This window comes from Brevundimonas sp. FV1ps31S (assembly GCF_058681265.1).
Genome location: NZ_CM178735.1, coordinates 2,795,781 through 2,816,470, shown reverse-complemented (window position 1 = coordinate 2,816,470; position 20,690 = coordinate 2,795,781). Strand labels below are relative to the sequence as shown.

Annotated in this window: 24 protein-coding genes; 9 read left to right on the top strand and 15 right to left on the bottom strand. The window is 66.2% G+C overall.

All coding sequences use genetic code 11. From position 1 onward, the window contains the following. Window positions 1-14: 14 nt before the first annotated feature. The 5 genes from ACVPT3_RS13500 to ACVPT3_RS13480 all read right to left on the bottom strand — a co-directional run bounded on the left by ACVPT3_RS13500 (window position 15) and on the right by ACVPT3_RS13480 (window position 8,061). The gene (locus ACVPT3_RS13500) at window positions 15-1,835 is read right to left on the bottom strand and encodes a tetratricopeptide repeat protein (RefSeq protein WP_492041385.1); all 1,821 of its coding nucleotides are present in this window, start codon (window positions 1,833-1,835) and stop codon (window positions 15-17) included. A gap of 394 nt (window positions 1,836-2,229) precedes the next feature. Continuing rightward, window positions 2,230-4,656, bottom strand: a complete 2,427-nt coding sequence (gene gyrB / locus ACVPT3_RS13495; RefSeq protein WP_492041384.1) for a DNA topoisomerase (ATP-hydrolyzing) subunit B — start codon at window positions 4,654-4,656, stop codon at window positions 2,230-2,232. Window positions 4,657-4,800: 144 nt separating this feature from the next. Then, window positions 4,801-5,934, bottom strand: a complete 1,134-nt coding sequence (gene recF / locus ACVPT3_RS13490; RefSeq protein WP_492041383.1) for a DNA replication/repair protein RecF — start codon at window positions 5,932-5,934, stop codon at window positions 4,801-4,803. 85 nt (window positions 5,935-6,019) lie between these two features. After that, window positions 6,020-7,138, bottom strand: coding sequence for a DNA polymerase III subunit beta (gene dnaN, locus ACVPT3_RS13485; protein WP_154726893.1), 1,119 nt, complete (start codon window positions 7,136-7,138; stop codon window positions 6,020-6,022). A gap of 212 nt (window positions 7,139-7,350) precedes the next feature. Further along, entirely contained in the window at window positions 7,351-8,061 is a 711-nt protein-coding gene (locus tag ACVPT3_RS13480; RefSeq protein WP_492041382.1) for an NAD-dependent deacylase, read from the bottom strand. A gap of 63 nt (window positions 8,062-8,124) precedes the next feature. Between ACVPT3_RS13480 and ACVPT3_RS13475 the strand changes: the two genes are divergently transcribed. From ACVPT3_RS13475 to ACVPT3_RS13455, 5 genes are read left to right on the top strand one after another with little or no spacing between them, the layout of a single operon-like run. Continuing rightward, window positions 8,125-9,231, top strand: a complete 1,107-nt coding sequence (locus tag ACVPT3_RS13475) for an S-(hydroxymethyl)glutathione dehydrogenase/class III alcohol dehydrogenase (RefSeq protein WP_492041381.1) — start codon at window positions 8,125-8,127, stop codon at window positions 9,229-9,231. An 18-nt stretch (window positions 9,232-9,249) separates the two neighbouring features. Further along, window positions 9,250-9,636, top strand: coding sequence for a VOC family protein (locus ACVPT3_RS13470; RefSeq protein ID WP_492041380.1), 387 nt, complete (start codon window positions 9,250-9,252; stop codon window positions 9,634-9,636). Continuing rightward, a complete protein-coding gene (gene fghA, locus ACVPT3_RS13465; protein WP_492041379.1) occupies window positions 9,636-10,469 on the top strand; it encodes an S-formylglutathione hydrolase in 834 nt (277 codons plus the stop codon). Before ACVPT3_RS13470 ends, fghA begins: the two co-directional genes overlap by 1 nt. Window positions 10,470-10,471: 2 nt before the next feature. Further along, the gene (locus ACVPT3_RS13460) at window positions 10,472-11,440 is read left to right on the top strand and encodes a DUF4350 domain-containing protein (protein WP_492041378.1); all 969 of its coding nucleotides are present in this window, start codon (window positions 10,472-10,474) and stop codon (window positions 11,438-11,440) included. A gap of 15 nt (window positions 11,441-11,455) precedes the next feature. Beyond that, the gene (locus tag ACVPT3_RS13455) at window positions 11,456-11,683 is read left to right on the top strand and encodes a hypothetical protein (RefSeq protein WP_492041377.1); all 228 of its coding nucleotides are present in this window, start codon (window positions 11,456-11,458) and stop codon (window positions 11,681-11,683) included. Window positions 11,684-11,692: 9 nt separating this feature from the next. On the opposite strand, the gene ACVPT3_RS13450 is transcribed toward ACVPT3_RS13455, so the two are convergent. Next, the gene (locus ACVPT3_RS13450; protein WP_492041376.1) at window positions 11,693-11,989 is read right to left on the bottom strand and encodes a hypothetical protein; all 297 of its coding nucleotides are present in this window, start codon (window positions 11,987-11,989) and stop codon (window positions 11,693-11,695) included. A gap of 146 nt (window positions 11,990-12,135) precedes the next feature. On the opposite strand from ACVPT3_RS13450, the gene ACVPT3_RS13445 reads away from it, so the two are divergent. Further along, window positions 12,136-12,747, top strand: coding sequence for a superoxide dismutase (locus ACVPT3_RS13445; RefSeq protein ID WP_492041375.1), 612 nt, complete (start codon window positions 12,136-12,138; stop codon window positions 12,745-12,747). 137 nt (window positions 12,748-12,884) lie between these two features. Here ACVPT3_RS13445 and ACVPT3_RS13440 read toward each other — a convergent pair whose 3' ends face one another. Then, window positions 12,885-13,106, bottom strand: coding sequence for a hypothetical protein (locus tag ACVPT3_RS13440; protein ID WP_492041374.1), 222 nt, complete (start codon window positions 13,104-13,106; stop codon window positions 12,885-12,887). A 257-nt stretch (window positions 13,107-13,363) separates the two neighbouring features. On the opposite strand from ACVPT3_RS13440, the gene rpsD reads away from it, so the two are divergent. Continuing rightward, a complete protein-coding gene (gene rpsD / locus ACVPT3_RS13435; protein ID WP_271164458.1) occupies window positions 13,364-13,981 on the top strand; it encodes a 30S ribosomal protein S4 in 618 nt (205 codons plus the stop codon). A 159-nt stretch (window positions 13,982-14,140) separates the two neighbouring features. Beyond that, window positions 14,141-14,524: a hypothetical protein gene (locus ACVPT3_RS13430; protein ID WP_492041373.1), complete on the top strand. Its 384-nt coding sequence runs from the start codon at window positions 14,141-14,143 to the stop codon at window positions 14,522-14,524. A gap of 9 nt (window positions 14,525-14,533) precedes the next feature. Here ACVPT3_RS13430 and ACVPT3_RS13425 read toward each other — a convergent pair whose 3' ends face one another. After that, window positions 14,534-15,631, bottom strand: coding sequence for an NADH:flavin oxidoreductase/NADH oxidase (locus ACVPT3_RS13425; RefSeq protein WP_492041372.1), 1,098 nt, complete (start codon window positions 15,629-15,631; stop codon window positions 14,534-14,536). Between the two features lie 274 nt (window positions 15,632-15,905). On the opposite strand from ACVPT3_RS13425, the gene ACVPT3_RS13420 reads away from it, so the two are divergent. Further along, a complete protein-coding gene (locus tag ACVPT3_RS13420; protein ID WP_492041371.1) occupies window positions 15,906-16,289 on the top strand; it encodes a hypothetical protein in 384 nt (127 codons plus the stop codon). On the opposite strand, the gene ACVPT3_RS13415 is transcribed toward ACVPT3_RS13420, so the two are convergent. The 7 genes from ACVPT3_RS13415 to map form a co-directional block, all read right to left on the bottom strand. Continuing rightward, window positions 16,273-16,746, bottom strand: a complete 474-nt coding sequence (locus ACVPT3_RS13415; protein ID WP_492041370.1) for an acyl-CoA thioesterase — start codon at window positions 16,744-16,746, stop codon at window positions 16,273-16,275. The genes ACVPT3_RS13420 and ACVPT3_RS13415 overlap by 17 nt on opposite strands. Continuing rightward, complete coding sequence (gene grxD, locus ACVPT3_RS13410; RefSeq protein WP_492041369.1) at window positions 16,746-17,099, bottom strand: Grx4 family monothiol glutaredoxin; 354 nt, start codon at window positions 17,097-17,099, stop codon at window positions 16,746-16,748. The genes ACVPT3_RS13415 and grxD overlap by 1 nt, the downstream gene beginning before the upstream one ends. Before the next feature lie 102 nt (window positions 17,100-17,201). Then, a complete protein-coding gene (locus ACVPT3_RS13405; protein WP_492041368.1) occupies window positions 17,202-18,107 on the bottom strand; it encodes an aldo/keto reductase in 906 nt (301 codons plus the stop codon). A gap of 4 nt (window positions 18,108-18,111) precedes the next feature. After that, the gene (locus ACVPT3_RS13400; protein WP_492041367.1) at window positions 18,112-18,354 is read right to left on the bottom strand and encodes a BolA/IbaG family iron-sulfur metabolism protein; all 243 of its coding nucleotides are present in this window, start codon (window positions 18,352-18,354) and stop codon (window positions 18,112-18,114) included. A gap of 54 nt (window positions 18,355-18,408) precedes the next feature. Continuing rightward, complete coding sequence (locus ACVPT3_RS13395; protein ID WP_492041366.1) at window positions 18,409-18,945, bottom strand: GNAT family N-acetyltransferase; 537 nt, start codon at window positions 18,943-18,945, stop codon at window positions 18,409-18,411. Next, window positions 18,942-19,679, bottom strand: coding sequence for a RadC family protein (radC, locus tag ACVPT3_RS13390; protein WP_492041365.1), 738 nt, complete (start codon window positions 19,677-19,679; stop codon window positions 18,942-18,944). Before radC ends, ACVPT3_RS13395 begins: the two co-directional genes overlap by 4 nt. A gap of 53 nt (window positions 19,680-19,732) precedes the next feature. After that, window positions 19,733-20,551: a type I methionyl aminopeptidase gene (gene map, locus ACVPT3_RS13385; RefSeq protein WP_492041364.1), complete on the bottom strand. Its 819-nt coding sequence runs from the start codon at window positions 20,549-20,551 to the stop codon at window positions 19,733-19,735. Window positions 20,552-20,690: the final 139 nt, after the last annotated feature.

The window sequence follows — 20,690 nt, the reverse complement described above, 5'->3', positions numbered from 1 at the left end:
GTGTCCGAGTGATTTCAGACCGCATCAGGCTGCGATCCGCCTGTGCGAGCCGACAGAAGTTCCTGGTTCAGCGCCTCGGCCATCTGCCGCATCACCTTCTCCCACTGATCGAACTGTGTGGCGTGGAAGATGCGGGCGGACGGATAGCAGGGCGCCTGATCCGAACCGAACCCCGTCCACGAACCCGGACCGGCGCTGACAAACACCCGCGCGCCCACCGCCGCTGCGATATTGGTCGTCGCGGTCGAGGGCCCCATGACGGCGTCCAGCGCGGCGCAGAGCGCGGCCAAGTCGTCGAGATCCATCTTCAGATCTATGCCGGGCGGCGTCCAGATTTCCAGCCCGCGCGCCTTGGCTTCCGCCAGATCTATCTCGGCGTCCGCGTACTGGAGGTTGACGAACCGGACGCCCGGCGTTTCGAGAACGGGGCTCCACAGGGTGAACGGCGAATAGTGGCGCTGGCGCGACCCGCCCATCTTCATGCTCTTCCACAGCACGCCGACATAGGGGCCGGGGCCGCTGTCCTTGAGCACCTGACGCCAGTGCGCCACGCGTTCCGGATCGGGGACCAGAAACCCCGGATTGCGGGGGAAGGCGGCGAGGCTGGTCCGGAAACGCCGGAAGAGACTGGCCATAGGAGTCCAGAAGTCGATCGGCGTGGGCTGATCGCCCAGATCGACCGTCCGAAACAGGGTGTTGAACTGACGGACGGTCTTGTGCGGCCGCACGTCTGCCTGCGGGAAGCTGCGCTGGAACAGCGTCACCAGTCTTCGTTCGACGGCGATGATCAGCCGGCCGTCAGGACCGAGGGCGTCCAGGGTGTCGCCTATGATGTTGGCGAAAAGGACTTCGTCACCCAGGCCCTGTTCGCCGTAGATCAGCAGGCTCTTGCCGCGCAGGTCGTCGTCAAGCGCCCACCGCCTGCCGAATTCAGTGAAGACAAAGGCGCCTTCCGGGGCCGCATCAAACCGAGCCTCATAGCTGTCGAACCCGCCGATCAGGTCGCCGGTGAGCAACTGGGTGAAGGCCTTCGCCAGGCGGATGGAGGCAATTTGGCGGGGGTCGGTCAGGCCTTGCGAGGCAAGGTCCATGTCCTGGAGCGCCCTTTCGGATTCGCCGAGAACGGTCAGGCAGTAGGCCCGGTTATGGCGAGCCTTATGGAAGCCTGGATCCAGTCGAAGCGCCTCGTCATAATAGACCATTGCTCCAGCAACATCGCCGCTTTCGCTCAACACGGTGCCGAGGGTGTTCCACAGAACCGGGTTTTCGGGATTGCCGTTGATGCTGTCGCGCAGCAGGGCGAACGCCTCATCATATCGATTCTGGTCGCGAAAGACGCAGGCCAGGCTGTCGGCGACTTCTTCATTGCCTGGCTCGCCCGCCAGAAAGCGTTGGAACAGCCTCTCGGCGATCTCCAGCTTGCCGAGACGATAGGCCAGCTGACCCACTTCGCGCACCACGGAGAGATCGTCGGGGGCCAGCCGAGCGGCGGCCTCATAGGCCGTGAACGCCTTGGCGAACTCGCCCTGCTTGTCGAAAGCCACGGCCAGCATCCGCCAGGCCAAGGCATTGCTGTCGTCCAACTTGAGCGCCTGCTGAAGACGCGTCGCGGCGGTGACATAGTCCTGCCGAGCCAGGGCCTCCAGACCCGTCTTCAACCGGATCAGGGTCTTTCGCCGACTCGCCTGCGCCTTGGCCGAAAGCTTGGCGCTGCTGCGGTTGTCTTTGTCCTGCGTCTTTATGAGACGGGCGAGGGAGTCCGATAAGGCGGGATCCTCCTTAAGGCCCTCGAGGATGGGGCGCGGTCGTGATGCGGAATCTTTGAGCCGGTTCACCAACTATCTCCTCGATCGAAACATAGTTGCAAAACAGGGTTAACGTGATCTTTCCCCGCTTCGGCCAAGTCATTCGGGACGGAGGCCTGAAGGCCGTCGCCCGGCACGGCGAGGCGCATTGGGGGGCGGGACGCCGGAAAATCCGTCGCCAGGCTGCGCGAGATACTGGCTCGAGAGCTGTCGCCTATGGACCCCTTGGGGCTACAGCCATGTCAGCTCCGCGCGCACGTCGCCGTGCCGCGCCTTTATCCGGGCGGGACGGCCGCGCACCCACACCCGCCGGATCTCGATCGCGTCCCAACCCCGCGGTAGAATCACAGGTCGTCTGGGCCAGTGATCCGGCGGACCTCCATCGATCTGCAGACCGGTGAGCCGAACAAACTTTCGGGGCGTCCTAGACGTCCACCGCCGCATCTAGCGCGTTTTCCTGGATGAACTCGCGGCGTGGCTCGACCACGTCGCCCATCAGTTTGGCGAACAGGTCGTTGGCGTCTTCTTCGTGCTCGACCGAGACCTGCAACAGGGTGCGGGCGTTGGAGTCCAGCGTGGTCTCCCACAGCTGCTCGGGGTTCATTTCGCCCAGACCCTTGTAGCGCTGGATGGCCAGGCCCTTCTTGCCGGCGTCCAGCACCGCGTTCAGCAGGTCCAGCGGCCCCCGGATGGTGGTGGACTTGTCCTTGCGGCGATAGGTGGCCGGAGCGGAGAAGACGCCGTCGAAGGCGGCGGCGCGCTCGGCCAGACGACGCGCGTCCAGCGAACGCAGCAGGGTTTCTTCCAGCACGATGGTTTCCTGCACCGCGCGACGGGTGCGGGTGAAGACGACCGCGCCCTGTTCGCCCGGCGCGCCGGTCCAGTCGCCGTCGCCCTCTTCGGCGTACAGGTTCAGGCGCACGGCGGCGGCGGCCGAGGCCTGGGCCATGTCGGCGTTTTCGGCGAACAGGCCGGCCAGGGCCGCCTGTTCGATGGCGAAGGCGGGGGCGCGCTGGCTGAGGCGATCGACGCCGCCCTTGAAGGCCTTGGCCTCGCGCACCAGGGCCTGCAGGTCCAGACCCAGGCGACGCTCGCCGGTGGACAGGTCCAACTCGGCCTCGGACGAGCCCTCCTCGATCAGATAGGCGTCCATCTCGGCCTGGTCTTTCAGGTAGCGAGACTGCTTGCCCTTGGAGACCTTATAGAGAGGCGGCTGGGCGATATAGACGTGGCCGCGCGTGATCAGCTCGGGCATCTGCCGATAGAAGAAGGTCAGCAGCAGGGTGCGGATGTGGGCGCCGTCGACGTCGGCGTCCGCCATCAGGATGATCTTGTGATAGCGTAGCTTGTCGGCGTTGAAGTCGTCGCGGCCGATGCCGGTGCCCAGGGCCAGGATCAGGGTGCCGATCAGGTCCGACGACAGCATCCGGTCGAACCGCGCGCGTTCGACGTTCAGGATCTTGCCGCGCAGAGGCAGCACGGCCTGGTTCTCGCGGTTGCGCGCCTGTTTGGCCGAGCCGCCGGCGGAATCGCCCTCGACGATGAACAGTTCGGACTTGGCGGGATCCCGCTCCTGGCAGTCGGCCAGCTTGCCGGGCAGGCTGCTGATCTCCAGCGCCGACTTGCGGCGCGTCAGATCGCGGGCCTTGCGGGCGGCTTCACGCGCGGACGCCGCCTCGATGATCTTGGCGACGACCATCTTGGCCTCGACCGGGTGTTCCTCGAACCATTGGGCCAGCCCCTCGGAGCACAGGGCCTCGACGGCCGGGCGCACTTCGGACGAGACCAGCTTGTCCTTGGTCTGGCTGCTGAACTTGGGGTCCGGCACCTTGACCGACAGGACGCAGGTCAGGCCTTCGCGGGCGTCCTCGCCCGTGACGGAGACCTTCTCCTTCTTGCCGGCGCCCGAGCTCTCGATATAGCCGCCCATGACGCGCGTCAGGCTGGCGCGGAAGGCCGACAGGTGGGTGCCCCCATCCCGCTGGGGGATGTTGTTGGTGAAGCACAGCATGGTCTCGTGATAGGAGTCGTTCCACCATAGGGCGAGATCCAGCTCGATCCCTTCCTTTTTGCCGCGAATGACGATGACGTCCTTCAGGATCGGCGCCTTGGACTTGTCCAGGTGGCGCACGAAGGCTTCGACCCCACCCTCGTAGTGCAGGATGGTTTCGGTCGGCTCGGCGCTGCGCTGGTCGGCCAGTTTGATGACCACGCCCGAGTTCAGGAAGGCCAGTTCCCGCAGCCGGTGTTCCAGGGTCTTGAGATCGAAGTCGATGTGGCTGAAGGTCGTGACCGACGGATAGAAGGTGACTTCGGTGCCGCTCAGCGGCTTGCCGGTGTCCTCGCGGATCGGGGCGTCGCCGGTGATCACCAGCGACTTGACCGTGTCGCCGCGCTCGAACCGCATCTGGTGCGCCTTGCCGTCGCGATAGATCTTCAGCTCCAGCCAGTCGGACAGGGCGTTGACCACCGATACGCCCACGCCGTGCAGGCCGCCCGAGACCTTGTAGGAGTTCTGGTCGAACTTACCGCCGGCGTGGAGCTGGGTCATGATGACCTCGGCCGCCGAAACGCCTTCGCCTTCGTGGATTCCGGTGGGAATTCCGCGACCGTTGTCGGTCACGGTCACCGATCCGTCGGCGTTCAGGATGACCTGGACCAGGTCGGCGTGGCCGGCCAGGGCCTCGTCGATGGCGTTGTCCACCACCTCATAGACCATGTGGTGCAGGCCGGAGCCGTCGTCCGTATCGCCGATATACATGCCGGGACGTTTGCGCACCGCGTCCAGGCCTTTGAGAACCTTGATGGAATCGGCGCCGTATTCGGGCATTTCGGCAATCGGATCGGTCATGAAATCTGTAGCTCTGAAGTCCCGACCGGGACGGGGATTGAGCGCCGCGTGGGGCGCTCGAATCGACGACGGGATCGCACCGCATCGAAGCCCGCAACATATAGGAATTTCCGACGAAAAAGCGAGGAATTCCGTGCCGGAATCCTAGTCGCTCTCCAGCGCTCCGCCGGCGACGCGCACGAACTGCGCGCGGCCGTCCAGACCGGCGAACAGGCTGCGTTCGGTGCCGGTCATGAAGGCCTGCAGATCCAGGGCGACGATCTCGTCGAACAGGGCGGCGCGGCGGGCCTCGTCCAAGTGGGCGGGGGCCTCGTCCAGCAGCAGGACGGGGCGGGCGGCGCCGGCGGCGTCATGATGCGAGAGGCGGCTGATCTGGGCCAGGATCAGGTTCAGGACCAGGGCCTTCTGCTCGCCGGACGAGCCCTCGGCGGCGGGGCGGTTCTTCTCGCGGTGCAGGGCGGTCAGGTCGGTGCGGTGCGGGCCGAACAGGGAGCGGCCGGCGGCCCCGTCGCGGGCGCGGGCGCGGGCCAGGCCCTCGCGGATGGCGGCGGCGATCTCGTCTTCTTCGGCCCCATCCTCGGCCATCTGTTCGGCGGGGCCGTCCAGGCCGAGGTCGGCCTGGGGGAAGAGGCGGTCGCGGCGAGCGTCGATGGCGGCCTGGAGGGCGTGCAGGGCGGCGACGCGGGCGAGGGCGGCGCGCGCGCCCGCCTCACCCAGCCGGGCCTCCAGGGCGTCCAGCCAGACGGGGTCGGCCTCGCGCCCGTCCTGTGCGTCGTTCAGCAGCCGCAAGCGTTCGCGCAGGGCTTTCTCATAGGTGGAGACGGCGGCGGCATGGTCGGGATCGGCGGCGAAGACCAGCCGGTCGAAGAATTTCAGCCGCTCGGCCCGGGCGTCGGAGAACAGCCGGTCTTGCTCGGGCGTGGCCCAGACGGGTCGCAGATAGTCCAGCAGCCGCCCCGGCGGGGCCGTCTCGCCGTCGATGCGGACGATGCGCCGCGCCGCGCCCGCCGTCTGGACGCCGGTGCCCAGACGCGTCTCGTCGTCCAGTTCCACCATGACGGCCCAGGGGCGGCCGACCGCCTCGCCGGGCTCGCGCCGACCCATCTCGGCGGCGGTCGCGCCCCGCAGCCCCTTGCCGGGGGTCAGCAGGCTGACGGCCTCCAGCAGATTGGTCTTTCCCGCTCCGTTCGGGCCGTGAAGCACCACCGGGCCGGAGGCGAGCTCCAGCCGTGCGCTCGCATAGGAGCGGAAGTCGGTGAGGGTGAGGGAGGTGATCAAGGAAGTGACGAGTGGCGAGTGGCGAGTGGCGAGGAAAGCAGGGCGAGGTGTGCTCGCCACTCATCACTCGCCACTCGCCACTCGATCACACGCGCAGCGGCATCAGCACATACTGCACGCCCGGATCGCCGGGATCGAGCACCAGCGTGGGGCTGGCCGGATCGGCGAAGCGGAAGGCGGCGTTTTCGCCGGTGATCTGGCCGGCGACGTCCAGCAGGTAACGGGCGTTGAAGCCGATCTCGAACGGCTCGTCGGAATAGCCGATCTCGACCTCTTCCTCGGCCTGGCCGGCCTCCATGTTGCGGACGGTCAGCTTCACCCGGTCGTTGTCGAAGGCCAGTTTCACCGAACGGCTCTTCTCGGCCGAAATGGTGGCGACCCGGTCCACGGCCTTGGCGAACAGGGCGTTGTCGATGTCGGCCTGTTTGTCATTGCCCTTGGGAATGACGCGCAGATAGTCGGGGAAGGCGCCGTCGATGACCTTGGACGTCAGGGACGCCTCGCCCATCTGGAAGCGGATCTTCTGGGCCGAGACGGTGATCTCGACCGGGCCGGCGGCGTCGTCCAGCAGGCGGCGGACCTGATCCACCGTCTTGCGCGGCACGATGACGCCGGGGCCGCCGGCCGCGCCCTCGGGCGCCGGGGTCTCGGCCAGGGCCAGGCGGTGGCCGTCGGTGGCCACGGCGCGCAGCAGGGCGACGCCGGCCTCGGCCACCGTGTGCAGGTACAGGCCGTTCAGATAATAGCGGGTCTCTTCGGTCGAGACGGCGAACCGGGTCTTGTCGATCAGCCGCGCCAGGTCTTCCTTGGGCATGACGTAGGAGGCGCCGGCGCTGTCGGTGGACATGATGGGGAAGTCGCCCGCCGGCAGGACCGGCAGGTTGAAGCGCGACCGGCCGGCCGAGACCACCAGCCGGGGATCGTCGCCCGAATAGAGCAGCGACACCTCGGCGCCTTCCGGCAGCTTGCGCACGATTTCGTACAGGGTGTGGGCGGGGGCGGTGATCTGGCCCTCGACGTTCACCGTCGCCTCGGCCTCGTCCACCATCTCCATGTCGAGGTCAGTGGCCGCAAAGGCCAGCCGGTCACGACCCGCGCTGAGCAGGACGTTGGACAGGATCGGGATGGTGTTTCGACGTTCGACCACGCTCTGCACATGGCCCAGGGCCTTAAGGAGCGCGGATCGTTCGATGGTCAGTTGCATGTCGTCTCGCCCGGCGCGGCCCGACTCGAGGGGTCGCGGTTAAGTGGCCTAGGACACTAGCGGATTAGGCGGGCGGGGCAAGGAAAGCGGTTCGAGCCGTTCACAGATTTCTCTCGCCTGTCTGGTTGACGCGCCTTTTTCCTGTGCGTCCCAGCGTGAGACGGGACGCCGTTCCGCAGCCTGCCGTCGCGAACAGAGCGGCGTCCGGCTTTCTAGAGGGCCTCGAAGAAACGCGGCACGGCCAGCGTCGCCGGGCCATAGACCCCCTCGTCGAACAGGCGCGCGCCTTGCGTCGGCTCCAGATTGATCTCCACCGTCCGCGCCCCCGCGTATCGCGCCGACTGGACGAATCCCGCCGCCGGATAGACCGCTCCGGACGTGCCGATGGAGACGAACAGGTCACAGGCCTCCAGCGCCTGCTCGATCCGCTCCATCGCCAGCGGCGTCTCCCCGAACCAGACGATATGCGGCCGTATCCGCCCTTGCGGATGATGCGGCGAGGCTTCGTCCGCCGCCATGTCGCCGGCCCAGTCCATCACAACCCCCGACCGGGTGCAGCGGCCTTTGAGCAGTTCGCCGTGCATATGGACCAGTTCGAACCCCGCCGCCGGCGGGGTCTCGGCGTGCGCCCGGTCGTGCAGATCGTCGACGTTCTGGGTCACCAGCAGGAACTCACCCTTCCACCGCGCCGCCAGCTCGGCCAGGGCGATATGGGCCGTATTGGGCCGCACCTGCGCCAGCTGCCGTCGCCGCTGATTATAGAAGCCCTGCACCAGGGCGGGGTTCGCCGCATAGCCCTCCGGCGTCGCCACAGCCTCGATCCTGTGCCCGCACCACAGGCCGTCGTCCGCGCGAAACGTGGGGACGCCGCTCTCGGCCGATATGCCGGCGCCGGTCAGGACGACGAGGTTTCGGTGTGACATAGCGGCTTCATACCATCCTGCGCCTGCCCTAGAAGGGGACGAATCTTTCTGGAGCCCCCCGTCATGAAGACCCGCGCCGCCGTCGCCTTCGAAGCCAAACGCCCGCTCGAGATCGTCGAGGTCGATCTGGAGGGGCCCCGCGCGGGCGAGGTGCTGATCGAGATCAAAGCCACCGGCATCTGCCACACCGATGCCTATACGCTGGACGGCCTGGACTCCGAGGGGATCTTCCCTTCGATCCTGGGGCATGAGGGCGCGGGCGTGGTGGTCGAGGTCGGACCGGGCGTCACCTCCGTCGCCGTCGGCGACCACGTCATCCCGCTGTACACGCCGGAATGCCGCCAGTGTAAGTCGTGCCTGTCGCGCAAGACCAATCTCTGCACCTCGATCCGCGCCACCCAGGGTAAGGGTCTGATGCCCGATGGGACCTCGCGCTTCAGCTACAAGGGCCAGGCCATCGCCCACTATATGGGCTGCTCGACCTTCTCCAACTACACCGTCCTCCCCGAGATAGCGGTGGCCAAGATCCGCAAGGACGCCCCCTTCGACAAGGCCTGCTACGTCGGCTGCGGCGTGACCACCGGCGTCGGCGCCGTGGTCAACACCGCCAAGGTCGAGCCGGGCGCCAACGCCGTGGTCTTCGGCCTGGGCGGCATCGGCCTGAACGTCATCCAGGGGCTGAAGATGGTCGGCGCCGACATGATTGTCGGCGTGGACATCAACCCCGACAAGGAAGAATGGGGCCGACGCTTCGGCATGACCCATTTCGTCAATCCCAAGGACGTCTCCGACGTGGTCGCCCATCTGGTCGAACTGACCGGCGGCGGCGCCGACTACACCTTCGACTGCACCGGCAACACGGTCGTCATGCGCCAGGCGCTGGAAGCCTGTCACCGCGGCTGGGGCGAGAGCGTCGTCATCGGCGTGGCCGAATCCGGCAAGGAGATCGCCACCCGACCCTTCCAACTGGTCACGGGCCGGGTGTGGCGGGGAAGCGCCTTCGGCGGCGCACGCGGCCGCACCGACACGCCCAGGATCGTCGACTGGTACATGGACGGCAAGATCGAGATCGACCCGATGATCACCCACACCTTCCCGCTGGAAGAGATCAACAAAGCCTTCGACCTGATGCACGCCGGAGAGAGCATCCGGTCTGTGGTGGTCTTCTAGTTCAAGGGAGAGAGACGCATGTTTACGCACGTCACCGTCGGCGCCAACGATATCGAGGCGTCGCGCCGCTTCTATGACGCCGCTCTCGGCGCGCTCGGCGTCGACTCCGCTCAGGGGGCGGATCCCAAAGGCCGCTACTGGTGGCGCACCGCCCACGGCGCCTTCGCCGTGGGCAAGCCTATCGACGGCGAACCGGCCTGCCACGCCAACGGCGGCACCATCGGTTTTGCGGCCAAGGATACGGCGGCGGTCGACGCCTTCCACGCCGCGGGTGTCGAGGCCGGCGGGACCACGATCGAAGATCCGCCCGGCCTGCGTCAGGGCGCGTTCGGCAAACTGTATCTGGCCTATCTGCGCGATCCCTCGGGCAACAAGATCTGCGCCGTCCACCGGGTCGTCGATTGATGCAGACCGTCAAGACCCACATCGTCCACGGCGGAACCCTGCGCTATCTGAAGCATGACAGCACGACCACGGGCACGCCGATGACCCTGTCGGTCTTCGTTCCGGGCGGGCAGGGGCCGTTCCCGGTGATGATCTGGCTGTCAGGCCTGACCTGCACCGAGGACAATTTCACCACCAAGGCCGGCGCCTACCGCGCCGCCGCCGAGCATGGCGTCATCATCGTCGCGCCCGACACCAGCCCGCGCGGAGACGGCGTCGCCGACGATCCGGCCTATGACCTGGGCCAGGGCGCGGGCTTCTATGTCGATGCGACGCAAGAGCCCTGGGCGCCCCACTTCCGGATGGAGACCTATGTCACGGACGAACTGATCGCCCTGATCGACGCCCAGTTCCCGACCACGGGCGCGCGGTCGATCAGCGGTCATTCCATGGGCGGCCACGGCGCCCTGACCCTGGCGCTGCGTCACCCCGACTTGTTCCGCTCGGTCTCGGCCTTCGCCCCCATCTGTTCGCCGACGCGCTGCCCCTGGGGCGAAAAGGCCTTCACCGCCTATCTGGGTGAGGACCGCGCCGCCTGGGATCGTCACGACGCCGCCAGACTGATCGAGGCCGGCGCCGGGCGCGGCTCGTATGACGACATCCTGATCGACCAGGGCGACGCCGACAGCTTCCTGACCGACCAGCTCAAGCCCGAACTGCTCCAGGCCGCCGCCGACGCCGTCGGTCAGAAGGTCACCATCCGGCTGCAGCCCGGCTACGACCACTCCTACTTCTTCATGACCAGCTTCATCGCCGACCACATCGCCTTCCACGCTGAACGGCTGAAGGCCTGAGGATGATGCGCCTCGGCTCGGTCCTGATGCTGGGGCTGCTCGTGGCCTTGAACGCCTCTTTGGCTGCAGCGCAGGAACAGGCGGGCGATCTCGACTGGCGTCCGCAGGTCTTCGACCCGGCCTATGCGGCTGATGGCCCCCTGATCCGTGTCGATCAGGGGCATGGAAGCCTTCAGACTATCGACGGCCGATATGCCGGGTTTGCCGCACTCATGCGGGCCGACGGCTATCGGGTTGACGCAGGGCGCGGGCGACTGGATGCGCCAGGCGCGCTGGATGGGGTCGCGGTGCTGGTGATCGCCAACGCCGCCAGTCCCGAGAACGGCTCTCGCGTTTCCGCCTTTGACGAGGCCGAGATCGAGGCCGTGGCTCGGTGGGTCGCACTTGGCGGTTCCCTGCTGCTTGCCGTCGATCACGCGCCGCATGGAACGGCGGCCGAAGCGCTGGGCGCACGGTTCGGCGTGATGATGGGCAAGGGCTACGCCTTTCAATCTGTTCGCAATGACGTCACGGCCAATCTGGTCTTTCCGCGACAGGCGCTGGGGGATCACCCGATCATCGCCGGTCGTGGGGGCGGCGAGGGCGTGCAGATCGTCAACACCTTCACCGGCCAGTCCCTCAAGGGGCCCGACGGATCGACCGTGTTGCTGGCGATGAGCGACAACGCGTTCGAAGCGCCGGATCTCGCCACCCTTCAGGCCATTCGGCAGCGCCTGCGCGCGGGCGAGGATGTGGATGTCGTGACGGCGGAGCTGGCGCGGCCCGCCCTGCCGGCCCAGGGGCTTGCCTTCCCGTTCGGCGCGGGCAGGGTCGTGGTGCTGGGTGAAGCCGGCATGCTGACCGCGCAGATCGTGCGTTTCCCTGACCAGCCGGACCGCGCACCCTATCGCTTCGGCCTGAACACCGGCGGCCATGACGACCCGCAGTTCGCCCTGAACCTGATGCACTGGCTGTCGCGCCTCATCCCCTGATGCTAGAGGGGCGCGATGAGCGCACCTGATCCCTATGAACCGATGTTTTCCGCCCTGTGCCGCGAGGTGGGCTATTGCCTGCATGAGAAGGGGCAGAAGCGGGTGGTCGCCGCCCTGCCGGCCGGTCTGGACGCCGCAGTCCGCGCCGTCTTCGCCGCCGAGGGCGTGGACGAGCCCAATGCGCCGGGCGACGTCAAGCGCGCCGTGCGCGAATGTCTGAAGGCGAACTTGCCCGTCGGCTGACTTGATCCCTTACGGCGTCGGCACGATCTCGGTCGTTGTTCCCGACGGCGTCGTGACGGTGCGAGTGGTGACGGGCTCCTTGCCTGTTTCCTCTACGGTCGTGGTCGTGGTCGTTGAGGACCAAACTGTGTGGGTGACCGTGCAGGTCTTGCTGCCATAGTTGTCGATGCCGACTGCGGGTTCCTGGGTGCAGGTCGGCGTCTGGTTGGCTAGATCGGTTGCTGCCTGATCCAGCGCCCGCAAACTGGTGCAACCGCTTCCCGAAATGGCCAGCGCCGCCAGGGCGGCGAATCCGATGCGCGACATGACAGCCTCCGATTGACGTATGGACAATCATTCGTCTTGTCAGGCAATGCAAATGGCCAAGCTGAACAAAAACTGGATTAATTCGCTTGGGTCAGACGCTACAGCCCCTAAATGGGGTTCAGAACAACCGTCTTCAGGAGACAGACATGGCCTTCACCCTGCCCCCGCTGCCCTATGCCTATGACGCGCTGGAGCCGGCCATCGACAAGGAGACGATGACCTTCCACCACGACAAGCACCATCAGACCTATGTCGATAACCTGAACAAGGCGGTCGACGCCGACGCCGCGCTACAGGGCAAGTCGCTGGAAGAGATCTTCACCAGCATCTCCACCGCGCCCAAGGCCGTGCGCAACAATGGCGGCGGTCACTGGAACCACAGCCTGTTCTGGGAGCTGCTGGCCCCTGCCGATCAGGCCGGCCAACCCTCGGCCGAGCTCGCCGCCGCCATCGACAGCGACCTGGGCGGCATGGACAAGTTCAAGGAAGATTTCAACGCGGCCGGCGCCGCCCAGTTCGGTTCGGGCTGGGCCTGGCTGATCGTCCAGAACGGCAAGCTGAAGATCACCTCGACTCCGAACCAGGACAATCCGCTGATGGATGTCGTGGAAGAACGCGGCGAAGTCATCCTGGGCGCCGACGTCTGGGAACACGCCTACTACCTGAAATATCAGAACCGCCGCGCCGACTATCTGAAGTCGTTCTGGTCGGTGGTGAACTGGAACAAGGTCAACGAACTGTACGCGGCGGCCACCTAAGCCAGGGCCGGCCCGTATTCGGAAGAGACGAACAGACGCCCGCCGGACCCTCCGGCGGGCGTTTTCGATTTCAAGCGGTGAGAAACAAGAGATACGCGATGCGTTTCTGCAATTGCGGCCGGCCAGTCGGCGCCTGATTAGATTCGCAGGTCCAGATCATGCCGGACGCGGTCGCTCATCCGCTCGGCGTGGTGTTGGCGCACCATGCGCCGCTGTCGGAGCATCTCATGGATTCCGTCGGCGAGTTCCAGCAACTGCCCGTCGTTCAGCGGCTCGACAAGGTCCACAAGCTGGCTTTTCAGCCTCGCGAGGGCCGTATCGGACAGGCCCTTTTGAAAGGTCTTGATCCCTGTTTCCATCTTCACCCTCCTCCGGCATCGCAGGCGACGGGAGGTTGCACCGGATGGAAAGGCCGCAGGGGGACCGGTCGTTCCACGCCATCGTGCTTAACGGCCCGTGCGGCTTGACTCTGCGGCCCGCTCTGGCCATAAGCGCCGCCTTCCACGCTCGCCGGTTCGCCGGAGGGGCGGGTGATGACGGAAGATGCGTGGACCGCCGTTGAGATCGCATTCCCAATCGAGGGGATGCCGGGCCGCATCAGTGAAAAGAGAATAGAATGTCCAAGCGCCACAGCGCCAAATACAAGATCGACCGCGCCATGGGTGAAAACCTGTGGGGTCGCGCCAAGTCTCCGGTCAACAAGCGCTCCTACGGTCCTGGCCAGCACGGCCAGCGTCGCAAGTCGAAGGTTTCGGACTTCGGTCTGCAACTGAAGGCCAAGCAGAAGCTGAAGGGCTACTACGGCAACATCACCGAGAAGCAGTTCGCCAAGACCTATGACGAGGCCGCCCGCCGCAAGGGCAACACCTCGGAAAACCTGATCGGCCTGCTGGAATCGCGTCTGGACGCCATCGTCTATCGCGCCAAGTTCGTCCCGACCGTCTGGGCCGCTCGCCAGTTCGTCAGCCACGGCCACGTCCTGGTCAACGGCAAGAAGGTCGACATCGCCTCCTACCGCGTGAAGCCGGAAGACGTCGTCACCGTGAAGGAAAAGTCGCGCAACATGGCTCTGGTGCTCGAAGCCCAGCAGTCGTCGGAACGCGACGTGCCGGACTATCTGGAACTGTCGGATCGTTCGTTCTCGGTCCGCTACGTTCGCGTGCCGGAACTGACGGACGTGCCTTACGCCGTGAAGATGGAACCGAACCTGGTCGTCGAATACTACGCCTCGTAAGTCGCGCTGCCTGAGCCCATGGGCGAGGGTGTTGAGGACTTGAGTTGGAAGGGCCCCGGATCCGTCCGGGGCCCTTCGTCTTTCAGTCTGTTCCCTTTAGGGGCGAACAGGCGCATTCTCGGGCTGTTCAGGGTTCGACGGAACAGGGGAGGCCGCCATATGCCGCGCGCCGTCTTCAAATCTATCGCGATGATCGCTGCAGCGGCGGCGGGTCTTTCCGCTTGCGCGGGCGGGCTCCAGGGACCCAGCGTCTCGACAGTCGGCATGCCGGGCGAACTCGAGCCGATCCATGCGGCGGCCTTCACCAAGGATTCGGCCGTCTTCTGGGTCAGTTCGAATGGTTGCACGCGCAAGGAAGACCTGATCCCCATCGTCAGCATCAAGGGCGGCGACGCGGTCATCACCCTGCGGCGGATCGACGAGGACACCTGCAAGGACCCGCCCGCGCATGGCGTGGAGCTGAAATGGTCGTTCGAGGAACTGGGCCTCCCTCCCGGATCGCCTGTCAGCGTCAACAATCCCTACCAGTTGCCTCAGACCTGACGCCGGGACCTAGCGGCCGTAGCCCGGCCAGTGACCCTTTCCGGCCCGCTCGTACTGCGGGGGCAGACCCTCGCCATGGCCCAACGCCACGGCGGCGTGGTGGGGCCAGTTGGGGTCGTCCAGCACCGCGCGGGCGATGGCGACCATATCGGCCTGGGCCGAGGCGATTATGTCCTCGGCCTGCCGAGGATCGAAAATCATGCCGACGGCCATGACCGTCGCCTCCGGAACGGTCTGTTTCATCGCTTCGGCGAAGCGGACCTGATAGCCGGGCTCGGCCCCCGGTATTTCGGCGCGCGGCGCGTTCCCGCCTGAGGTGAGGTGCAGGTAGTCGTAGCCTATCTCGTGCAGGGCGCGGCCGAAGGCGGTCACCTCGTCCGGCGTCAATCCGCCTTCGACCCAGTCCGATCCGTTGAAGCGGGCGCCCAGGGCCTTGGTCTTCGGCCAGGCGTCACGCAGGGCCCGGGCCACGCGGAGCGGGAAGCGAGCCCGGTCTTCGGCTGAACCGCCATAGTGGTCGGTCCGGCGGTTCGACAGGGGCGACAGGAATTCGCACAGCAGATAGCCGTGCGCCGCGTGAAGCTCGACCAGATCAAACCCGGCGCGGTCAGCGCGGCGCGCGGCGTCCTCGAAGGCGGCGACCACGCGGTCCATGTCCGCCTCGGTCATCTCGGTCGGCGTGTGCCAGTCTTCGCGGAAGGGCAGGGCGGACGGCCCATAGGTCCTCCAGGCGCCCTCCTCGGCCGTCAGGGCGCGGCCGCCCTTCCAGGGCGCAGACGTCGACGCCTTTCGTCCGGCGTGGGCCAGCTGAATTCCGATCGGGGTCTGGGAATAGGTGCGAACGCCCCGAAGGATTTCGGTGAAGACGGCTTCCTGTTCATCGTTCCACAGGCCGACGTCGTCGGGCGTGATACGGCCGGCGGCCTCGACGCCCGTGGCCTCGATGATGACCAGGCCGGCGCCGGACAGGGCCAGCCGGCCCAGGTGCTGGACATGCCAGGGCTGGGGCAGGCCGTCGATCGCCGAATACTGGCACATGGGCGCGATGGCGATGCGGTTCTTCAGCGTGAGGGGGCCGAGGCTGCGCGGCGAGAAGAGCTGGCTCATGAACAGACTGTCCTGGGAGAAGGTGCGTCCGTAGCTATGCCGGTTGCGATACCGATCAAGCCCGACCTTGCCGATTGTTCACCTGGCTGTCTGAAAATTCACGTGCCTGGAAAGGCTTGGCGCGTCACAAAAGGGCAAGCTTTAACTGGGGATCACACACCATGCTTCGTCTTGCTCTCGCCATCGCCATCGCCGCCCCTCTGCTGTCGGGTTGCATCATCGTCTCGACCGAGAAGCCGACCACGCGCGTCATCACCACGCCGGCGTCGGACCAATGATGCGCGGCGCGCTGAAAGTTCTGGCGGCCGCCGCCGCCGCCGCGCCCCTGCTGTCGGCCTGTGTCATATACGACAACACAGGGGGCGAGAACGTCTCTGTCAATGTCACGCGCAGCGACGCTCCGCCGGCCGAGCCTGTTCGCGAAGCGCGTGTCATCGACGGCGCCCTGGTCGTGCGGGTCGACTCCAACGGCTGCACCCAGGCGTCGGATTTCGAGGTCTCGGTGGCGGACAACGCGCCGACCGAGATCACGCTCCGTCGCACCAAGCCAGACCTGTGCAAGGCCCTGGTTCTTGACGGTGTCGAACTGCGCTGGACCTATGCCGACCTGGGTCTGGAGCCCGGCGTCCCCGCGCGGCTTATCAATCCGCTGAAATAGGCGCGGAAGACGCGTCGTCCGTCGTCGCGCCCGTCGTCGCGAAGACCGCCGTCATCGACGGCGGTATCCGTTGCGGCCGCAAGGTCGCGGCGTCGACCAGACACCATTCGGAGACGCCCTGGGCGCAGACGCGGCCCTGGGCGTCCTCGATCCGCACATAGCGATTGAAGCGCGGCCCTTGGGGATCGCCGACCCAGGTCCGCGCGATCACGCCTGTCGCGCCGGGGGCGATGGCGCGCAGATAATCGATCTCGTGGCGCAGCGCGACCCACGAGCATCTGGCGCGGGTCTCCTCGTCGAAACGCGCCGTCCAGTGGGCGGTCCCTACGTCCTGAAGCCAGCCCACATAGACGACATTGTTGACGTGATCATTGGCGTCGATGTGTTCCGGCCGGACCTCCAGCGGAACGACGAAGACCTCGCGGTCGTCCCGGGGTTGAAGGAGCGGCCGCGCCATCAGGCCTCGCCCGTCGCCACGCCCTTTTCGGCCATCAGCGCCTGCAGTTCGCCCGCCTGGAACATCTCGCGGATGATGTCCGAGCCGCCGACGAATTCGCCCTTCACATAGAGCTGGGGAATGGTGGGCCAGTCGGTGAAGGCCTTGATGCCTTCGCGCAGCGCTTCGTCCTGCAGTACGTCGACGCCCACGAAGGCCGCGCCGACATGGTCCAGGATCTGGACCGCGTTGGAAGAGAAGCCGCAGCGGGGCTGGTCCGGCGTGCCCTTCATGAACAGCACAACGTCGTGCTGGGCGACGGTGTCGGCGATGAAGGCGTGGACGGGATCGGTGGTTTGAACGGTGTCGGTCACGGGAGGGGGCCTTTCGTGAAGTCCGTCAGCTAGGGAGAGCCGATGGCCGGGTCAAGGCGTCCGTGCGGCGTCGCAGCGACCGGGCGACCGGATCGGTTGAAATCAGGCCGCCGCCGAGGCGGTGACTCTGCCCATTTCGATTTGCGCGGCCAAGCCCGGCGGAAGGTCGCGTTCCGGCGTCGCCGCCAGCATTTCCAGCCGTTCCACGTCGTCGGCGCGGATGATCACGCTTGAGATGGTCGGGTCGGTCAGGACATAGCTGAGGCAGATCGCCTCGGCGGGCCAATTCGGCGTGCGGTAAAGGAAGCCGAAAGCGTCGTTCTTGCTTGGGCGCGGCGGGTGTTTGGCGCTTCCCAGGCCGAACAGGCCCTTCTTGGGGGGCGGCTGGGCGCCGCGCGGGCGGGCTCGGCGATCAGTGAAATAGTCGTAGGCGAACACCGCCATATCCTGTTCGCGGGCCGCACGGATGCGGTTGCGCAGTTTCCAGTCGGCGTTGATGTCGAAGGGCGTCAGCAGCACGTCGAAGGCGCCGGTGGAGACATAGGTGTCCATCACCTCGTCGCCGCCGGCCACGCCCAGCAGCTTGACGCGGCCGGTGGCGCGCAGGGCCTTCAGCGCGTTGAGCGAGGACTGCGGCAATTCCTGCTCGCCAGGCTCGTGCAGCACCGCGACGTCGATCAGGCCTAGGCCCGAGAAGCGCAAGGCCTGGTCGATGGCGCCTGTCATGCCCTCCGCGGAAAAGTCGCGCTCCCCCTCGCGTCCAGATCCGACGCCGAGGGTCAGGCCGACACAGACCAGTTTGCGGTCGACATGGGCCAGGGCCTCGCCCAGAACCTCCGCCACGACCGGGTCGGCGGTCTCCAGCCTGTAAGAGTTCACGCCGGCTTCGAGGGCGGAGTACAGCAGATGAAGGGCCGCCTCGCGCCCGCGCGCCAGATTGTCCCGGCCGAAGCTGAGCGTCAGGTTCGAAATGGCGGCGCCGGACAGGCCGAAGGGGCGATAGCGCATCGGTTCAGCTCTCCCTGGGCGGTGCGGAGGTTTCGAGGGCCAACGCATGCAGTTCGCCGCCCATCTGCCCCTTCAGCGCGGCATAGACCATCTGGTGCTGGCGCACGCGCGGCAGGCCGACGAAGGCGGAGGAGACGATACGGGCGCGATAGTGATCGCCGTCGCCGGCCAGATCATCGATGGCGATCTCGGCGTCGGGAAAGGCGTCGACCAGATGCTGGCGCAGCGTTTCGACGGGCATGGGCATGGCGGGTCTCTCGGATCGTTGCCCCCAGAATGGCGCATAAACCTTAATGGCGGGCTACGGCCCGTTGGGGCCTCTCCGCAGGCGCTCGAACAGCTGGACCGGGTGATCCTTGTAGGTCGTGGCGGCATAGGGCCGAAATCCCGTCCGCGCCGCCAGTCTCAGCGAGGGCAGATTGTCGGGGGCGATCATGCAGACGGTGCGCGGCGCCTTCAGAGCGTCGTCGGTCCAGCCCAATGCGGCGGCGAGGGCCTCTGCGGCGTATCCCCGGCCCTGATGCGCCGGCGTCACGCCCCAGCCCAGCTCCGGCGCGTCGAACGGCGGCTGCAGGTCGCGGCGATAGTCGAACACCCCGACGCTCCCCAGATAGGATCCGCCGTCTCTCAGGCGGATCGACCAGTTTCCGTATCCCAGCGCCGCCCAGTGCCCCAGGTCGCGCAGGAGGCGGAACCAGACCTCTTCCTCCGACAGGGCGCGCCCCATGATGTGGCGGGTGAAGTCTTCGTCCGCCCAAAGGGACAACAGATCGTCGAGGTCGGTCGCGGCGACCGGCGTCAGCACCAGTCGTTCCGTCGTCAGGTTCGCAGGCTTCACATCAGACCCAGTTGCTTGAAGCTGGCCACGCCGTCGCGGCCGACGACCAGATGGTCGTGAACCTCGACGTTAAGCGCTCTGCCCGCCTGCACAACCTGTTTGGTGATCTCGATATCAGCGCGGCTGGGGGTCGGATCGCCGGACGGGTGATTGTGCACCAGGATCAGGGCGCTGGCCGAGAGTTCCAGCGCTCGTCTCACCACTTCGCGTGGATAGACCGGGGCGTGGTCGACCGTGCCGCGGTTTTGGACCTCGTCCATGATCAACTGGTTCTTCTTGTCGAGATAGAGGATGCGGACCTGTTCGCGTGGCTCGTGCTGCAGGGTGACGCGGACATAGGCCAGCAGCGCGGTCCAGGACGAGATCACGGGGCGTCTGGCTGTCGACTCGCGCGCGATGCGGCGTGTAACGTCGAAGATCAGCCGCAGGTCCAGCGCCACAGCCCGGGTGGCCTTGCCTGGCAGATAGCCCAATGAGCGGGCGGTCTGGTCCTCGATGGCCTCATGGCTGGCCGCCCCTATGCCGTCCAGGCCGCCGAACCGGACGATCAGATCCTTGGCCAGGGTCTTGACGTCCTTGTAGGGCACCGACCGGAACAACATCAGCTCAAGCAGTTCATAGTCGGGGAGGGCTTCCAGGCCGCCCTTGGCGGCGCGTTCACGCAGCCGTTCCCGATGACCGCTATGATGCGGTCTGGCGCGAAATTCAGGTTCGGGCGTCAGGTCCTGGATCATATCCCCTCCGGCTCGTTCGCAACCTGAGCGGATTGTTCGGGGTGATCAAGGGTTCAGTTCGGGCGAAACAGTCCCGCAGGCGAAACGGTGAAGATTTCCAGCCCGTCTTCCGTGACCCCGATCGTATGCTCGCACTGGGCGGACAGCGACTTGTCGCGGGTCACGGCGGTCCAGCCGTCGGACAGAACCTTCACCTGGGGTTTGCCCAGATTCACCATCGGCTCGACGGTGAAGAACATGCCCGGTTTCAGAACCGCGCCCTCGCCGCGACGGCCATAATGCAGGACATTGGGGCTGTCGTGAAAGACGCGGCCGATGCCGTGGCCGCAGAAGTCGCGCACCACGCTCATGCGCTGGGCCTCGACGAATTTCTGGATGGCGAAGCCGATGTCGCCGAAGGTATTGCCCGGCTTGACCTGTTCCAGGCCCAGTTCCAGCGACTGATAGGTGACGTCGATGAGCTTCCTGGCGCGGGCGTTGATCTCGCCCACGGCGTACATGCGGCTGGAATCGCCGTGCCAGCCGTCGACGATCACCGTGTGGTCGATATTGACGATGTCGCCGTCCTTCAGCACGCGATCGCCCGGAATGCCGTGGCAGACGACGTGATTGATGGAGGTGCAGACCGTCTTCTCGTAGCCCTTGTAGCCCAGGCAGGCAGGCAGACCGCCATTGTCCAGGGTGAACTCGCGAACCAGATCGTCGATAGTGCTGGTCAGCACGCCCGGCTTCACATGGGCGGTGATCATGTCCAGAGCCTCGGCGACCAGACGCCCGGCCTTGCGCATGCCTTCGAAGTCTTCGGCTTCGTGGATGCGAATGGCGCTGGAGCGCACCAGGACGTCGGTTTCCAGTTCGGGCGTTTCGTACATGGGTTCAATCAGCAGCGGCGACGGGCTCAGATGGCGATCCTATCATGAATACGCAAGGCGATTGTGCGGCGGTGATGAATTCCTTCCCATGCGTAATGCTGGACTGTGTGTTGCGCGTCACTGTCTTTGGTCAGAATGA

Excerpts from the sequence above, each read along its gene's own strand:
- gyrB (WP_492041384.1), bottom strand. The coding sequence starts at position 4,656 with ATGACCGATCCGATTGCCGAAATGCCCGAATACGGCGCCGATTCCATC.
- dnaN (WP_154726893.1), bottom strand. The coding sequence starts at position 7,138 with ATGCAACTGACCATCGAACGATCCGCGCTCCTTAAGGCCCTGGGCCAT.
- ACVPT3_RS13480 (WP_492041382.1), bottom strand. The coding sequence starts at position 8,061 with ATGTCACACCGAAACCTCGTCGTCCTGACCGGCGCCGGCATATCGGCC.
- ACVPT3_RS13475 (WP_492041381.1), top strand. The coding sequence starts at position 8,125 with ATGAAGACCCGCGCCGCCGTCGCCTTCGAAGCCAAACGCCCGCTCGAG.
- ACVPT3_RS13470 (WP_492041380.1), top strand. The coding sequence starts at position 9,250 with ATGTTTACGCACGTCACCGTCGGCGCCAACGATATCGAGGCGTCGCGC.
- fghA (WP_492041379.1), top strand. The coding sequence starts at position 9,636 with ATGCAGACCGTCAAGACCCACATCGTCCACGGCGGAACCCTGCGCTAT.
- ACVPT3_RS13460 (WP_492041378.1), top strand. The coding sequence starts at position 10,472 with ATGATGCGCCTCGGCTCGGTCCTGATGCTGGGGCTGCTCGTGGCCTTG.
- ACVPT3_RS13455 (WP_492041377.1), top strand. The coding sequence starts at position 11,456 with ATGAGCGCACCTGATCCCTATGAACCGATGTTTTCCGCCCTGTGCCGC.
- ACVPT3_RS13450 (WP_492041376.1), bottom strand. The coding sequence starts at position 11,989 with ATGTCGCGCATCGGATTCGCCGCCCTGGCGGCGCTGGCCATTTCGGGA.
- ACVPT3_RS13445 (WP_492041375.1), top strand. The coding sequence starts at position 12,136 with ATGGCCTTCACCCTGCCCCCGCTGCCCTATGCCTATGACGCGCTGGAG.
- ACVPT3_RS13440 (WP_492041374.1), bottom strand. The coding sequence starts at position 13,106 with ATGGAAACAGGGATCAAGACCTTTCAAAAGGGCCTGTCCGATACGGCC.
- rpsD (WP_271164458.1), top strand. The coding sequence starts at position 13,364 with ATGTCCAAGCGCCACAGCGCCAAATACAAGATCGACCGCGCCATGGGT.
- ACVPT3_RS13430 (WP_492041373.1), top strand. The coding sequence starts at position 14,141 with ATGCCGCGCGCCGTCTTCAAATCTATCGCGATGATCGCTGCAGCGGCG.
- ACVPT3_RS13425 (WP_492041372.1), bottom strand. The coding sequence starts at position 15,631 with ATGAGCCAGCTCTTCTCGCCGCGCAGCCTCGGCCCCCTCACGCTGAAG.
- ACVPT3_RS13420 (WP_492041371.1), top strand. The coding sequence starts at position 15,906 with ATGATGCGCGGCGCGCTGAAAGTTCTGGCGGCCGCCGCCGCCGCCGCG.
- ACVPT3_RS13415 (WP_492041370.1), bottom strand. The coding sequence starts at position 16,746 with ATGGCGCGGCCGCTCCTTCAACCCCGGGACGACCGCGAGGTCTTCGTC.
- ACVPT3_RS13405 (WP_492041368.1), bottom strand. The coding sequence starts at position 18,107 with ATGCGCTATCGCCCCTTCGGCCTGTCCGGCGCCGCCATTTCGAACCTG.
- ACVPT3_RS13400 (WP_492041367.1), bottom strand. The coding sequence starts at position 18,354 with ATGCCCATGCCCGTCGAAACGCTGCGCCAGCATCTGGTCGACGCCTTT.
- radC (WP_492041365.1), bottom strand. The coding sequence starts at position 19,679 with ATGATCCAGGACCTGACGCCCGAACCTGAATTTCGCGCCAGACCGCAT.
- map (WP_492041364.1), bottom strand. The coding sequence starts at position 20,551 with ATGTACGAAACGCCCGAACTGGAAACCGACGTCCTGGTGCGCTCCAGC.